We start from the raw sequence: 15,547 nt of genomic DNA, 5'->3' as shown, positions 1-15,547 counted from the left end.
TCACCACCTACAATACCCCGTTAATGTGCAGGGCTTGGCCCCATCTCTCATCTCCCAAAAGGAACCTCCAGACATGCTGCACCTGAAGAAACTCTCCAAGGATTTCGCGGGCAAACCGCTTTTCACCGAGATCAGCTGGCACCTGAAAAAGGGCGAGCGCGTGGGCCTGGTCGGCGAGAACGGCGCCGGCAAATCGACCTTGATGCGCATCATCGCGGGCGAGGTGGAAAGCACCAGCGGCGAGATACAGATAGCGCGCGGCGGAACGGTAGGCTACCTCCCCCAGGATGGGATCGTGGCCAAGGGACAGCCTCTCTTCGCCGAGGTGATGACGGCGCTCTCCGAACTGCAGGATATAGAGAGGGAGATTGCGCAGCTCACGGCGCGCCTGGAGCGCGAGTCCCACGACGCCCCGGGACACGACCAGCTGCTCGACCGCTTCGGTCACCTCCAAGAGGAGTTTCGCCTCAAGGGGGGCTATTCGATGGAGAGCGAGGTGGGGAACGTCCTCACCGGCCTCGGCTTCTCCCCCGCCGACTGGGAGAAGGAGTGCGGCGAGTTCTCCGGGGGCTGGCAGATGCGCATCGCGCTGGCGAAGCTGCTCTTGAAGAAACCGAACGTGCTTCTTCTGGACGAGCCGACCAACCACTTGGACATCGAGGCGCGCAACTGGCTCGAAGGGTACCTGCAGGGCTACCCGTACTCGGTCATGCTGGTCTCCCATGACCGCTTCTTCCTGGACCAGGTCTGCTCGCGCATAGCCGAGGTCTGGAACCACGACATCTCCGACTACCACTGCAACTACAGCCGCTATCTGGTGCTTAGGGAGGAGCGGGTCTCGGCGCTCAGGGACGCGAAAAAGCGCCAGGACGAGGAGGTGGAGAAGATCGAGGATTTCATCTCCCGCTTCCGCTACAAGACCGACAAGGCGGCGCTGGTGCAGTCGCGCATCAAGCAGCTGGAGAAGATCGAACGGATCGTGCTGCCGCCGGAGAGAAAGAAGATCCGCTTCAGCTTCCCCACCCCTCCCAAGAGCGGCAAGACCGTGATGGAGTTGACCAACGTCACCAAGGCCTACGGCAGCAACGTGGTCCTGAACGGCATCGACCTCACCGTGGAGAGCGGCGAGAGGATCGCGCTCGTCGGGCACAACGGGGCAGGCAAGTCGACCCTGATGCGGGTGCTGGCAAGCGCCGACGTGAGCTCGGGGAGTGTTAAGGACGGGCACAACGTGATCAAGGACTACTTCGCACAGGACCAGGCGCAGGAGCTCGAGGCCTCCAGGAGCGCCTACGACGAACTCCTGGCGGACGCCCCGTTCGACATGGTGCCGCAGCTGCGCGACATCCTTGGTGCCTTTCTCTTTTCCGGCGACGACATCCACAAGAAGGTCGGGGTCCTCTCCGGCGGGGAAAGAAACCGCCTGGCGCTCGCCAAGCTGCTCCTGCGCCCCTCCAACCTGCTCCTCATGGACGAACCGACCAACCACCTCGACCTCTTCAGCAAGGAAGTGCTCCTGGAGGCGCTCAAGAATTTCCCCGGCACCGTGGTCTTCGTCTCCCACGACCGCCACTTCATTGACGGCCTCGCCACCAGGGTGGTCGAGGTCGGCGGGGGGAAGCTGGAAAGCTTCTACGGCGACTACGAATACTACCTGGAGAAGACCTCCGGGATGGCTCCGGCATCGGCTCCCGACGGCGGAGGGCGCCTCACCCCGTCCCCAGTCGAAATGAAGATGACCGACTTCGCCGACGCCGGCGCCGGTGGGGACCGGCTGTCGCGGCAGCAGCAACGCGAGCAGGACAAGCAGCGCCAGAAGGAAGAGCGTGCCCGCGAGCGCAAGCAGGCGGAGCTGGAACAGAAGATCGCCGCGAAGGAGGGGGAACTGGCCGAACTGGAGCAGGCGATGGCCGCGCCGGAGTTCTTCTCGGACCATGAAGCGGCGCGGGTGGCGGGCGAGCGGCACGCCCTGCTGACCGATGAGATCGCCTCGCTGTACCAGGCTTGGGAGGCGGCGTAAACGGCGCTTGCGGTTGACAGGGCAAAGGGTTCCAGTACTCTATTAAAGTTTCAAAAACCCTAACAAAAGCACCTGGAAACCGCCATGACAGAGAACATCACCATTAATATGCCGGAGATTGTCCCGCTCTACCCGTTGCGGGAGATCATCGCCTTCCCGTACATGGTCTTCACCATCTTCCTGAAGCAGGAGGACATGCCTCCCTTCGAGGAGGCGGTGCTGTTCAACAACCTGGTGGCACTGGTCAAGCTGCGGGAAGAGCCGACCGGGGAGCTGTTCCCGGCGCTACACGAGATCGGCACGCTCTGCAAGGTGATGCAGATCAACAAGCTCGCCGGCGGCGGAGCCAAGGTCGTGCTGGAAGGGGTGATCAGGGTCCGGTTGCTGGCCATCGTGCAGCAGACGCCGGTGGCGCTCTCCCGGCTGGAGCCGGTGCGCGAATTCGCAGAGAAGTCCATGGTTTCCGAGGCGCTCGTCGGGAGCCTCAACGCGCTTTTGAAGATCGCCCTCTCCTACGGCCGCCCCCTTCCCGATGACGTGATGAAGATGATCGACTTCATCGACAACCCGGCGCGCCTATCCGACCTGGTGGCTCTCTACCTTAACCTCCCCATCGACGAACTGCAAAAACTCCTCGAAACCATAGATCCCCTGGAGCGGCTGAAAAAGGTCTACATGCACCTGACCAACGAGGTACAGCGCCTGCAGATCAAGGGCGAGGTGCAGGCCGAGGTCACCAAGAAGGTTGGGAAAAGCCAGAAGGAATTCCTGCTGCGCGAGCAGATGAAGCAGATCCAGGAGGAGCTGGGGGAGGAGGACTCCCGGCTGGGCGAGACGAACGAACTGAGGTCGAAGGTCGAAAGCGCGCATATGCCCGAAGACGTGCGCAAGATCGCTGAAAAGGAGATGCGCAGGCTGGAGCGGATCAACCCGGCCTCCCCCGAGTACACCGTCTCCCGCACCTACCTCGACTACCTGACCACCATCCCCTGGCAGATCAGCACCCCGGACAACCGCGACATCAACCAGGCCGAGACCGTCCTCAACGAGGATCACTACGACCTGAAAAAGGTGAAGGAACGCATCCTCGAGTATCTGGCGGTGCGGTCGCTAAAGGACAAGATGAAGGGACCGATCCTCTGCTTCGTGGGCCCTCCGGGCGTCGGCAAGACCAGCCTCGGCAAGTCCATCGCACGGACCCTGGGGCGCAAGTTCATCAGAATCTCTCTGGGTGGCATGCGCGACGAGGCGGAGATCAGGGGGCACCGGCGCACCTACATCGGCGCCCTTCCTGGACGCATCATCCAGGAGATCAACCGGGCGGGCTCCAACAACCCTGTCTTCATGCTGGATGAGGTGGACAAGATCGGCGCGGATTTCCGCGGAGACCCGGCGAGCGCGCTCCTCGAGGTGCTCGACCCCGAGCAGAACTTCTCCTTCACGGACCACTACCTGGACGTCCCATTCGACCTTACCAACGTGATGTTCATCACCACGGCAAACCAGCTCGACCCCATCCCCGCTCCGCTCAAGGACAGGATGGAGGTAATCACCCTCTCCGGCTACACCGACGAGGAGAAGCTGAACATCGCCAAGACCTACCTGGTCGCGCGCGAGGTCGAGGAGAACGGGCTCGCCAGCATGGCACCCCGGTTCACCGACGAGGCCATCTACCGGGTCACCCACGACTACACCCGCGAGGCCGGGGTCAGGAACCTCCAGCGCAACATCGCCTCGATCTGCCGCAAGATCGCCAAGGAAGTGGCTCAAGGGAAGAAGGTGCGCGCCATGGTCGATCCGGACACCGTCTCGGAGCTTTTGGGGGCGCCGAAGTTCTTCGACGAGGTCGCCTCCGAGAAGGACCGGGTCGGCGTGGCGACGGGGCTTGCCTGGACCGAGAGCGGTGGGGACATCATCTTCGTGGAAGCGACCAAGATGAAGGGGAAAGAGGATCTGATCCTCACCGGCTCGCTGGGCGAGGTGATGAAGGAGTCGGTTCGGGCCGCCCTTTCCTTCGTCAAGGCCAACTGCGCCGAGCTCGGCATCGACAAGAAGATGTTCGACGAGACCACGCTGCACATCCACGTCCCGGCAGGGAGCATCCCCAAGGACGGCCCTTCGGCCGGGATCACCATGGCGACCGCCATCGTCTCGCTCTTCTCCGGACGCGCCGCGAGAAGGGACGTGGCGATGACCGGCGAGATGAGCCTCACCGGGCGGGTCCTCGCCATCGGCGGGCTCAAGGAGAAGGTTCTGGCCGCGCGGCGCGCCGGGGTGAAGAAGGTCCTGGCTCCGGCCAAGAACAAGAAGGACCTCGAGGACATCCCCGAGAACGTGAAGAAGGAGCTGGAATTCTTCTTCGTAGAGGATATCCGCGAGGTGTTCGTGCAGGCTCTCAACCCGGCCTCCCCTGCCCCTACCCCCGCCGCTGCTGCCCGTACTCCGGCGGGAGCGCCGCCGCCACAGTGACTCGATCTCCCCCCTCCCCGCGCCAGCGGGCGAAGGGGGGATTCCCCGCCGTAGCCGAATCCCTTTCACTCCCCCGTCCCAACACAGCCCCTCCCCCTTGCGCTTCAACAGGACTAATGTTATCTTTTTGTTCGCTTCACATTAAACGGACCAAGCTGAGGTAGTCATGAAGACCATATCAAGATGCGTCGTCGTTCTCGTCATTGTCGCCGGCGCCGCCACCAGCTTCGCACAGGGGCTCGCGGAGCGGGTGCAGGAACATACCCTGAAAAACGGAATGAAGCTCCTCATGGTGGAGCGTCACACCTCCCCCACCGTCGCGGCCTGGATCCGTTTCAGGGTGGGGAGCGTGGACGAGCGAAGCGACGAGCGAGGCCTTGCCCACCTTCTGGAACACATGCTGTTCAAGGGGACCAAGACGCTCGGCACCCGGGACTACGCGGCGGAAAAGCCGGTTCTGGACCGGATCGAGGCCACGGCCCAGAAGCTGATGGCGGAAAAGATCAAGAGGGACCTGGCGGACCCCAAGCGGGTCGAGGAGCTGACCGCTGAGCTTGCGCGCCTGGAGAAGGAGGCGGAGAAGTACGTGGTGAAGGAGGAGTTCGCCGATATCTACTCCCGAAACGGCGGGGCGGGCTACAACGCCTTCACCAGCAAGGACGGGACCACCTACCTGATCAACCTCCCCTCCAACAAGCTGGAGCTCTGGGCCGCGATCGAGAGCGACCGGATGCAGAACGCGGTGCTCAGGGAGTTCTACACCGAGAGGAACGTGGTGATGGAGGAGCGGCGGCGCTCTTATGACGCGGAACCGGAGGGGAAACTCTGGGAGACCTTTCTCGCCGACGCCTTCAACGCTCATCCCAACGGGCAGCCGACCATCGGCTGGATGTCGGACATCGAGAACCTGACCCGGACCAAGGCGGAGAACTTCCTGCACAAGTACTACGCCCCCAACAACGCCATCATCGCGCTCGTGGGAGATATCGATCCCCAGAAGGCAGTCGCGCTGGTGGAGAAGTACTTCGGGGAGATCCCCCCCGGGACGCCGGTCCCGCCGGTTGCCGTGGTGGAGCCGGAGCAGGCGGGAGAGAAGCGGACCGAGGTGGTCGGGGACGCCGAGCCGGAGCTGATGATCGGCTTCCACAAGCCGACCCTTCCCGCCCCGGACGACTACGTGTTCGACGTGATCGACATGCTTTTGACCGACGGCCGCACCTCCAGGCTTTACAAGAAGCTGGTGCTGGAGAAGAAGCTCGCCACCTCGGTCTCCTCGTTCGGCGCACCCGGAAGCCGCTACCCGAATCTCTTCATCATCAACGCCACCCCCAGGGCGCCGCACACCGTGGCCGAGGTCGAGGCGGCGATCTACGAGGAGCTGGAGCGGCTGAAGACTGAGCCGATGACCAAGACGGAGCTGCAGCAGATCCTGAACCACCTGGAATTCGAGGAATCGCGCCAGATGGCGTCAAACGGCGGACTGGCCAGAAACCTCACCGAGTACGAGGCGATCGCCGGCACCTGGCGCTATCTGATCGAGCATCGCCAGAAGGTGGCACAGATCACCTCCGAGGACGTGATGCGGGTGTCGAAACAGTACTTCACCCGCGAGAACAGGACCGTGGGCTTCATCACCCCGAAAGCACAGTAACGACAGAGCCACTGCAATTCGACAAGGGGACCATAAGTAATGATTCCAATCAGGTTGTTTAACAAGAAAAGCCAGGCGAAGTTGACCCTCTTCGCAATACTGCTGGCCTTCATCGCCGGCTGCGGCACGATGCAGACAGGCGCGGCGAAAACCGTCACACCCGAGATGCAGCAGCTGGCCCAGCCGCGCGACATGAGCTTCCCCCCGCTTGACTTCCAGCTTCCAAAGAGCGACCGGGTCCAGCTCAAAAACGGGATGGTCGTCTACCTTTTGCAGGACCGCGAACTCCCAATCGTGAACCTGACCGCATACCTGAACGCGGGGGGCATCTACGAGCCCAAGGATAAGGTGGGGCTTGCCGCCCTGACCGGCGCGGTGCTGAGAAGCGGCGGGACGCTTAAGACCCCGCCCGAGAAGCTGGACCGCGAGTTGGAGTTCATGGCCTCCTCCATCGAGTCCGCTATCAACTCCGACCACGCCGGGGTTTCCTTCACGACACTGACCAAGAACCTGGACAAGACCCTGGCGCTTTTCGCCGAGGTCCTGAAAGAGCCGGCGTTCGATCCGGCGCGGGTCGAGATCGCCAAGGGGAATGCCCTTGAAGGGATCCGCCGGCAAAACGACGACCCGAAGGAGATCGCAGGGCGCGAACTGGCGCGGGCCATCTACGGAGATCACCCGCTGGGTCGCATACCCACCGTCGCCACGGTGAAGGCCATCACCCGCGAGGACATGGTCGAGTTCCAGAAGCGCTACTTCTACCCCGCCAACCTGATAGTCGCCGTCTCCGGAGACTTCGACCGGGAGAAGCTGCTGCAAAGCCTGGAAACGCTCTTCGCGGACTGGCCCAACCAGACTAAGCCTTTCCCGCCGGTACCCAAGCCTTCCGAGGAACTCACCCCCGCGGTTTTGCACGTGCAAAAGGACGTGAACCAGTCGGTGATCCGGATGGGGCACCTGGGCATCGACAAGAACAACCCCGATCTCTACGCGATCAAGGTGATGGACTACATCCTGGGGGGAGGTTTCACCTCCAGGCTCACCCAGGAGATCCGCTCGAACCAGGGGCTCGCCTACAACGTCGACAGCTACTTCGAGGTGGGGCGGCGCTTCAAGGGGTCCTTCGTGGCCGAGACCGAGACCAAGTCAGAATCGACCGCCAAGACCATCAAGCTCCTCGATTCCATCATAACCGGGATGACCAAGGCGGAGGTCTCTGACGAGGAGCTGAAGCTCGCGAAAGACTCGATCATCAACTCCTTCATCTTCGGGTTCGAGCGGAGCAGCGCGGTGGTGAACCAGCAGGCGAGGCTCGAGTTCTACGGCTACCCGAAGGGGTACCTGGAGAATTACCGCGACAACATCGCCCGCGTCACCCGCGCGGACGTGCTGAGGGTGGCGAGACAGTACCTGCTCCCTGACGCCATGAAACTAGTGGTGGTAGGAAATGAGAAGAAATTCGACCAGCCTCTCTCCCAATTCGGGAAGGTGCAGGAAATAAAGCTCAACAACAACAAATAGGAGGCGACAATGGCAAATTGGAAATGCAAAAGCTGCGGGTACACCAAGGAAGGAAGATGCAAGCCCCAGAAGTGCCCCCAGTGCCAGGAGAAAGGGAACTTCGAGAAAGAGGAGTAATCCGGATTATCCGTAAAAAAACCAAAAACAAAAGGGCCAGGCGATTCTGCCTGGCCCTTTTTGCGTTACCAGTGCGGCGAGCAGCTCGCCTTGGCGCCGCCCTCACCCCAGCCCATCTCCCACCGGGCGAGTGGGTCCGCCCCTTGGACCCGCTGGACGACAGGGGCCGCCCACGACTACTCGCCGCTGAACACCGGCGTCCTTTTTTCCAAAAACGCCTTGATCCCCTCCGCGTAGTCCTTGCTGTCGTACACGGTGCGGCGCAGCCCCTGCACCCTCTCGAAGGTGAGCGGTGAAAGCGGGTGGGCGCTCGCCAAGAGCCGGATCTGCTCCTTGATCACCCCGATGCTGAGCGGGCTGTTCCTGGTGATCTTGCCGGCCATGGCATAGGTGAATTCCTCGAGCTGTTCGCTCTCCACGAGATGGTTCAAAAGCCCCGCCCGAACCGCCTCCTCCGCAGAGAGCGGCTCGGCGGTGAAGAACATCTCCTTGGCGAAGTTGACCCCCATGATGTTCATGAAGTGCAGGATCCCCGAGACGTTGTAGGGAACCCCGATCTTTGCCGGTGTCATGCAGAAGGTGGAACTGTGGCAACCGATCAGGATGTCGCAGGAAAGGGCCAGGTCACAGGCCCCTCCCCAGACGCTTCCCTCTATCATGGCGATCACCGGTATGGGGAGGGACTGGATCGACCTCAAGACTGTGACCAGCGGGTCGTGGTACGAAAGCGGGTCGCGGCCGGGCATGGGCAGCTCGTGCACGTCGTGCCCTGCCGACCAGACCTTGGACCCCTTGGGCGCCCGGATCACCAGCACCCGCATCTTCCCCTTCTGCAGCGCGCCGATCGACTGCAGCATTTCGCTGATCAGCGTCCCGCTCAAGACGTTTCTGTGGTCCGGATCGTTGAACGTGATGGTCCCGATATTGTCCTGCAACTGGGTACTGATGACCGCCATGGTTTCCCCCTCCGCGTTGATATCCCCGTTAGATAGGACGCCCCGCGATGATCCAGCGCCAGCCTTAGATTTTATCAGGTCAATCCGAAAAATCAGGAAGTGGAGCCCAACAATTTAATTAGCTCATCGAGCCGGTACCCTGACGCCGCGGCGCTCTCCTTGAGCAGCCCGTGCAGCGCGAGATCCTCGTCCAGCTTTAGGAACCAGTCGAGCAGGAGCTCGAAGCGCTCCTTGTTGAACCACTGCACCCCGGCGCTTTCGTGCAGGTAGATGAACCCGGCCGCCGATGGATCGGAGAAAAGCGCCGCGCAGCTCTTCACAGCGCCCAGCTCACGGCAGCGCGAGAAGAAGCGGTCATGACGCAATAGCACCCGCAGAAGTTTCCCGTAGGCGTCCGGCGAGAGGGCGGCCTCCTCTTCCGGCTCGGCCGCGGGAAGCGCGTGGAAGGCGTGGACCACCGGGCGCACAAGGCCGAGCGCGTCCACCACCTCCTCCGACTCCTCGTTCAGGAGATCGCCGATCCGGTGCAGGGCGAGATAGGCGCAAAGGAGCAGCCAGTCCGCGATGGGACGAGCGGCTTCCGGCGGTTCCCTCCGCAGCGCGTCGCCCGCTTCGGTTCCGAAGGAGGCCACAAGCAGGCGCTGCACCTTTTCCGGGGCCTGCGGCGCGACCGCCTTGAAGAACGCTGCTAGAAGGGGCTCAAGGGGGGTAAGGAGCGTCTGAGCGGTTGCACCCGGCTCCTTAGCGGCAGCGGCCGCCTTGGTCAAAAGGGACTGCAGCGCGGCGTGGGCCTGGGCGTAGCGCACCTGTTTCACTTCCTCCTCGATGCTCTCCACCCCCGCTCCGTTCATGCGGTAGCAGAGGGCGCCCCAGGTCCCGAACTCGTCGTCGTAGATCTCCTCGAAGTCGAGGAAGGCGTGGTACTCGTACCCCCCCATCTCCACGTAGAGCCCCTGGTCGCAGAGGTCGCGGCCGTTTCTCAGGTAGCTGAGCCCCGAGGCGTAATCGCGGAAGGAGTAGTAATGACGACCGTCCCCCTTGAAGCCGAGCGCCTCCCCCAGGGTGGTCTGGACCAGTGAGGTCCCACCTGCCGCGTTCTTCCGGAGCACGGCGCACGAGCTCCTGATCCACCCGGCGGTGGAGGCGAAGGCGTTGTGGAACAGGATAAGCCCGCGCTCGCCGTCGTTGCAGTTTGAGTAGGCGAAGACGTTCTCGTTCACGCTGCTGCCGCTGAAAAAATCGTACAGGGTGAACTGCTCGCTCCCGGAGAAGATGTGGCGCCTGCGCATGAGCGGGAAGATGTCGCTCTCGTGGCGGGCCACCAGGTGCTCGTCCACCGGCTCGTCCCAATAGGCCCGCTTGTACTCCATGCCGTACTTCTCGTGGAACCCCTCGATCTGCCCGTGCCCGACCATGGGGAGCCCCGGCATGGTGACCAGGAGCACCGTGGCGCCGAAGTACTTCCCTTCCTTGCCGAACTGCTCCACCGCCGTGCGCTCGTCGGGATTGTTCATGAAGTTGACGAAGCGCTTCAGGATCTCCGGCTCGAACTCCAGCACGTTCTTCACCGTCTGCCGGTACTTGGCGTTCTCCTCCATCTTCAGCATGTTCATGAAGGCGCTGTTGTAGACCCGGTGCATGCCGAGGGTCCGCACGAAGTACCCCTCCATGAGCCAGAAAGCCTCGGCCAGAAGGAGCGTGTCGGGGGCCTCTACCGCGACCCGGTCCACCACCTCGCGCCAGAACTCGACCGGGAACACCTGGTCGAAGCTCGGGCGGTCCATGCCGTGCTCCGCCCTGGAGGGGACGCCGGAGCCGTGGCCTGGAAGCGGGAACCACAGGCGCTGGTAGTGCTTTTTGGCCAGGGTCATCGCCGCGTCGAAACGGATGATGGGGAACTGGCGCGCCACGTGGAGGATGGTTCCTATCACCGCCTCGCGCACCTCCGGGATCAGGTAGTTCAGCTGCGCCGTGTCGTTCCAGGGGGTGCTGGTGCCGTCATTGCCGTGGTAGATGTAGCGCACCCTGCCGTTGCCGCGGTCGAGATGCTTGAAAACGACCGCCGCGTCGCGCTTGTCCCAGTAGCCGTCCTCGATGAAGAGACCGATGCGGCCGTCGGGGGAGAGGTCGGGGCCGTTGAACTGGTAGTCGGGATAGGGGGGGTAGTCGAGCTGGATGAACCAGTCGGGGTGCTCCACGGTCCACTTGGAGTAGAGGCCGGTGTGGTTGGGGACCATGTCGCTCGCAAGCCTGATGCCGCGCGCGGCGCAGCGCTGCCTCAGGTTGTCCAGGGCCCATTCCCCCCCGAGGTCGTGGGCGATCACGTAGTCGTAGAGCGAGTAGGCCGAGGAGATCGCCTCCTGGTTCCCCGAGATGCGCTTGATGGTCTGGGAGGCGGGGGAGCGCTCCCAGATGCCGATCAGCCACAGGGCCGAGAAGCCGTAGCGCGCCAGCCGGTCCAGCTCAGCGTCCGGGATCTGGTCCAGGGTGCGCACCTCGGTCTGGTAGGTCTTAGCCAGCTGACCCAGCCAGACGTAGACCATCTTCGCGATCATCACCACGTTGGCCATCCAGTCGGCGTCCCGGGAAAAGCGCTCGTACTCCGGGTACTCGTCGCCGCCGCGCTGCGCGTTCCTGCCGAACTTGAGCACTTTCGGCTCGCCGGGGCCGCCGAAGAAGGCGCGCCCCTCCTGGGAGACGATGTCGAGGGCAGTCACCAGCTCGCCCAGGAGCTCCTGCGGCAAAAAGGAAGACCATTTGTCCCTGATGTAGGCGATCTGGCCGGCGAGGGAGTCAGGGGAGGCCTTCAGCGGCGCGCGCAGAAGCTCCGGGAGCGTGATGCCCACCGGCTCAAAGGGGGGGGCCTTGGCCAGGCGGCGGTCAAGTTCCAGGGTAACCGCGAGGTACGGGGAGGAGGAGGCGAGCTCGGACGCGTCGAAGATGCGCCGGAACTGGTTCAAGGCCCGGTTCTCCCCGTTCAGGAGCATGAGGAGCAGCTCCGCGGTCAGAGCCTGGCGGAGCGCCAGGTCGTCTCCGTCCTCCGCGAGATGCCCTTCAGGGGTCTGGTTCCCCAGGACCATCTGCCGGGAGGGGAAGAGCTCCATGAAACGGTAAAGGGCACGGCCGGCTTCTCCCGAGAACTCGGGGTAGCCCGCCTCCGCCATCAGCGCCGTCAGTACGCCCGGCTGCTGTTTGGAGCAGTACTGGCCGAGCACGTAACGGTAGACCCGGCTCAGGATAGAGTAGAGGTGCAAAAGGCCGGGCTGGACCGGTGTTTCCTGCGGAGCCAGCCGTCGGTTCAGCTTGGCCGCGATGCGCCTGGCGTAGATGATGCCGGGCACATCCCCCAGCTCCTCGAACAGGGCGCGCAGCTCTATCCTTTCGCCGCAGTCTGCCGAGATCTGTATCTGGAAGGGGAAGTAGTCGGGGTTAATAAACCTCTGCTTCATCGGACACCTCGTGGCCTCAGTATGGTAGTGGTCGGGTCCCGGCCAGGCGGGACAGTCAGATATGATACATTGGAATACCCGGACTGTCTTTAAAAAAAATATTATTAAATTATAGAAATGTATAATGTCGCTCCTTTCCGTTCAGGGATTTGCCCTTGACACAGTTGGAGATTTCCCCTAAACCTAGTCTCTGAATCAGCAATACCCCGTTTTTACATAGGATAAGCGCCATCGTACCTTCCAGCCTGACAAACGCCCTCAAGACGCACCGCAAGTTGCTCATTGTGTTGCTTGTTACAGTCGTACTGCTGCCCGCCTCCCGTTTCGCCCTGTTCCTGTCCCTGCCGGCAGGCGACGGCAGACGGGCTGAAATCGTCGAACTCGGCAAGGGGCGCCCTCTGCGCGCCGTGGCGCAGGAGCTGGAGCGCCGTGGCATCCTTTCCAGCGGCCGGCTCTTCACGCTGTACGCCCGCCTCATGGGGGGGGACTCCCGTGTCAAGGCCGGGTTCTACCTTTTCGACGACGGGATGCGGCCGGGCCGGATCCTCTCCATGATGCTCACAGGGGAGATCTACCAGCGCCTCTTCGCGCTCCCGCAGGGGTATTCGAGCTTCCAGGCGGCCGAGATGCTGGAGAAACGCGGCATCTTCACGAAGGAAAAATTCCTAGCGGCCTGCCGCGACGGCGCGATGCTTTCCGAACTGGGCATTCAGGCTCCCAGCGCCGAGGGGTACCTCTTTCCCGGCAGCTACAACATCCTTCCCGGAAAAACGGAGCAGGAGGTGGTGCGCGAGATGATCCTGCGGCAGCAGAAGTACCTAAAGGACGAGGTGAGAGACCGTTTGAAGGTCCGCGGGCTTACGGAGAACGAACTTTTGACCCTTGCCTCCATGGTGGAAAAGGAAGCGGTACTGCCGGCGGAGAAGCCGCTGATCGCCGCCGTGTTCCAGAACCGGCTCAAGCTCGGGATGCGGCTGCAAAGCGACCCTACGGCACTTTACGGCGTGCGCGCCTTCGCCGGGAAGGTTTCCCGCGACGACATCATGAAGCAGACCCCATACAACACCTACCAGATACCCGCACTCCCCCCGGGCCCGATCGGCAACCCCGGCAAGGATGCCATCGAAGCCGTGCTGGACCCGCCCACCGTCCCCTACCTCTACTTCGTGGGTCGCGGCGACGGCAGCCATCAGTTCTCGCGGGATCTTGCTTCCCACAACTATGCGGTGAACAAGTACCTGAAGGCGCCGGCTGCGGCCCAGAGAGGGACCAGGTGAAGCGGCGCATCCTTCTGGTCGAGGACAACGCCCGCTTGGCCGGGATGCTGCAAACCTTCCTCGAATCGCTCGGCCACGAGGTGCGCAGCTTGGCGGACGCCGAAGGTGCGCTTCTTCTCTTGGGCCAGGAAAAGATCGACCTGCTGGTCCTGGACCTGAAACTGGGCGCCATGAACGGGGTGGAACTGCTGCAGCGGGTGCGCAGGAACCCGGAGCTGAAGGAGCTCCCGGTGATCATCATGACCGGCGTCTTCCGCGGCGAGGGTTACGCCCGGGCAGCCGCCAAACTCGGGGTGAAGGCCTACCTGGAAAAACCTTTCGGAAAAGAGGCGTTTCTGGAGGCGGTAAAGGGAGCTCTCGCCCCGCCGCCTGTCAAAAGGGAGTTGTTCTCCATGCTTCTCGACCTCTACCATAACGGCAAAAGCGGCGTGCTCCAGCTGGGAGGGGGAACGCGCGTCGTCCTTCTCGCCGGCGAGCCCGCCTCGTTCTCCTCACCGCGGTTCGTCCCGTTCCTGGTGGCGGAGGGGCACCTTCTGCGCAGCGACCTGGAGAAATACCCTCTCAGCCGCCCGGGCAAGCTGCCGCTTTGCGAGGCTGGCCTTTTGAGCTACGACGAACTGCAGGAGCAATCGCGCCTGTTCCTCTCCCGGATCCTGATCGAGGCGGTGCTGCAGAACCAGCCACCGCAATTTCTCCCGGACCTTGGGGCCATCGAGCCCCCGCTCACCCCTCTTTGTTTGCCGCGCCTGCTCCACCAGGCGGCGAAGCAGGGGAGCGACCGTTTTGCCGCTGGCAGCTTCCTGGAAAAAGCCGCTCCCCTCTACCCCTTGAGAACGCAGCAGTACTACCGCCTGGCGAACCTGCTCGGGCTGGGCCCCGAGGAGATCGGGATACTGGAACAGTTGGGGCAGGGGAAAAAGGTCCGGGAGATTTTCGTCCCTGGGGGAACCGCGCGACAGGCATGGTTCCTCGACTTCCTGGTGCGCATGGGGATGGTCAACCTCGCCCTGGAACCGGGAGAGGACCTCGATACCGGTTTTCCCCAGAAGATGCTCTTCAACCGCCCGATCGAAGAAGTGGTCGAGGTCGAGGTCCAGGCCATGAGCTTCGACGACCTGGTGGACGAGGTTTCAGACTCCATCGACCTCGCTGTGGGCGACACCGGCATGGCCGCGCCGCTTTCGGCAAGCGAGATCGATTTCGAGCAGGAAGTCCAGCGCGATTACGCCGCCATCCAGAACAAAAACTACTACGAGATCTTCGGGCTCACCCAGGGGAACTTCAGCTTCGCGAGCCTGAAGGACTCCTACTTTTCGAAGACGCGCCAGTACTCACCGGAAAAGTTCATGCAGCTTTCCGGCGACACCCTCTCCCGCGCCCAGGACGTCCTTTCCCACTACGCCAACGCCTACAACACACTCTCCAGCGTCATCGCCAAGGAGCGCTACGACGAGATGCTGAACGCCAACGTGATCGGCCTCGCCGGGCGCCAGGACGACGCGCTCCAGGCGCGGATACAGTTCCAGTCCGGAAAGGTCTTCCTGGAGATGGAGGACTACAACAACGCCGAGCGCGCCCTGCAGGACGCCTACACCCTCGACGCCCAGGACTCCCAGACCAGCGCCTACCTCGCCTGGTCCATCTACAAGAACCCCGCCAACCACGGCTCCCAGGTCGCGCTGGAGAAGTGCCGCATGCTGCTCTCCAAGAGCCTGCAGATGGGGCGCAGCGCCGAGGCCTTCGCTTTCCGCGGCTGGATGCTCTTGGACGAAGGTAGGGACGGGCTCGCCGAGGGGGAATTCCAGAAGGCGCTCAAGCTGAACCCGCAGGAGCAGCATGCCCTTGGGGGGATGCGCCTGATCAGGGAGAGGCGCGAAGCCGAGAAGAAGGGGCTTTTCAAGAGGATCTTCGGCTAGCCCACCCTTGTTCCGTCACCGAAATTCGCCGTTCATTGGAAGCCTGCCCTGCGCAGGCTTTTTTTGTTCATGAAAAGCCACCCGCCCCGCCAGCAGCTCCCGATCCCCCCCTACCTCATCGCTCCCCTCATCAGCTGCGAAAGCCCCCTGAGGAACTGCGCATACGCCGAA

General features: G+C 62.7%; 9 protein-coding genes. 7 read left to right on the top strand and 2 right to left on the bottom strand.

Annotation, left to right across the window (positions count from 1 at the left end; all coding sequences use genetic code 11):
- Window positions 1-73 precede the first annotated feature (73 nt).
- The 5 genes from GEOBRER4_RS03540 to GEOBRER4_RS03520 all read left to right on the top strand — a co-directional run bounded on the left by GEOBRER4_RS03540 (window position 74) and on the right by GEOBRER4_RS03520 (window position 7,778).
- Complete coding sequence (locus tag GEOBRER4_RS03540) at window positions 74-2,020, top strand: ABC-F family ATP-binding cassette domain-containing protein (protein ID WP_185244249.1); 1,947 nt, start codon at window positions 74-76, stop codon at window positions 2,018-2,020.
- 84 nt (window positions 2,021-2,104) lie between these two features.
- Window positions 2,105-4,489, top strand: a complete 2,385-nt coding sequence (gene lon, locus GEOBRER4_RS03535) for an endopeptidase La (RefSeq protein WP_185244248.1) — start codon at window positions 2,105-2,107, stop codon at window positions 4,487-4,489.
- Between the two features lie 166 nt (window positions 4,490-4,655).
- Window positions 4,656-6,140, top strand: a complete 1,485-nt coding sequence (locus GEOBRER4_RS03530) for a M16 family metallopeptidase (RefSeq protein ID WP_185244247.1) — start codon at window positions 4,656-4,658, stop codon at window positions 6,138-6,140.
- A 39-nt stretch (window positions 6,141-6,179) separates the two neighbouring features.
- Complete coding sequence (locus GEOBRER4_RS03525) at window positions 6,180-7,661, top strand: M16 family metallopeptidase (RefSeq protein WP_185244246.1); 1,482 nt, start codon at window positions 6,180-6,182, stop codon at window positions 7,659-7,661.
- Window positions 7,662-7,670: 9 nt separating this feature from the next.
- Complete coding sequence (locus tag GEOBRER4_RS03520) at window positions 7,671-7,778, top strand: RCKP-type rubredoxin-like domain-containing protein (RefSeq protein WP_085813842.1); 108 nt, start codon at window positions 7,671-7,673, stop codon at window positions 7,776-7,778.
- Between the two features lie 176 nt (window positions 7,779-7,954).
- Here the strand turns inward: GEOBRER4_RS03520 and scpB are convergent, their stop codons facing one another.
- Both scpB and GEOBRER4_RS03510 read right to left on the bottom strand, forming a co-directional pair.
- Entirely contained in the window at window positions 7,955-8,734 is a 780-nt protein-coding gene (gene scpB / locus GEOBRER4_RS03515; protein WP_085813843.1) for a methylmalonyl-CoA decarboxylase, read from the bottom strand.
- A gap of 92 nt (window positions 8,735-8,826) precedes the next feature.
- The gene (locus GEOBRER4_RS03510) at window positions 8,827-12,183 is read right to left on the bottom strand and encodes an alpha-amylase family glycosyl hydrolase (RefSeq protein ID WP_185244245.1); all 3,357 of its coding nucleotides are present in this window, start codon (window positions 12,181-12,183) and stop codon (window positions 8,827-8,829) included.
- A 284-nt stretch (window positions 12,184-12,467) separates the two neighbouring features.
- Here GEOBRER4_RS03510 and mltG point away from each other — a divergent pair, with 284 nt between their 5' ends.
- Together mltG and GEOBRER4_RS03500 are read left to right on the top strand one after the other, a co-directional pair.
- Entirely contained in the window at window positions 12,468-13,460 is a 993-nt protein-coding gene (gene mltG, locus GEOBRER4_RS03505) for an endolytic transglycosylase MltG (protein WP_226377877.1), read from the top strand.
- Window positions 13,457-15,376: a response regulator gene (locus GEOBRER4_RS03500; protein WP_185244243.1), complete on the top strand. Its 1,920-nt coding sequence runs from the start codon at window positions 13,457-13,459 to the stop codon at window positions 15,374-15,376. Before mltG ends, GEOBRER4_RS03500 begins: the two co-directional genes overlap by 4 nt.
- Window positions 15,377-15,547 lie beyond the last annotated feature (171 nt).

The organism is Citrifermentans bremense (genome assembly GCF_014218275.1).
GTDB lineage: Bacteria > Desulfobacterota > Desulfuromonadia > Geobacterales > Geobacteraceae > Geomonas > Geomonas pelophila.
This window is presented reverse-complemented; position numbering and strand designations above follow the sequence as displayed.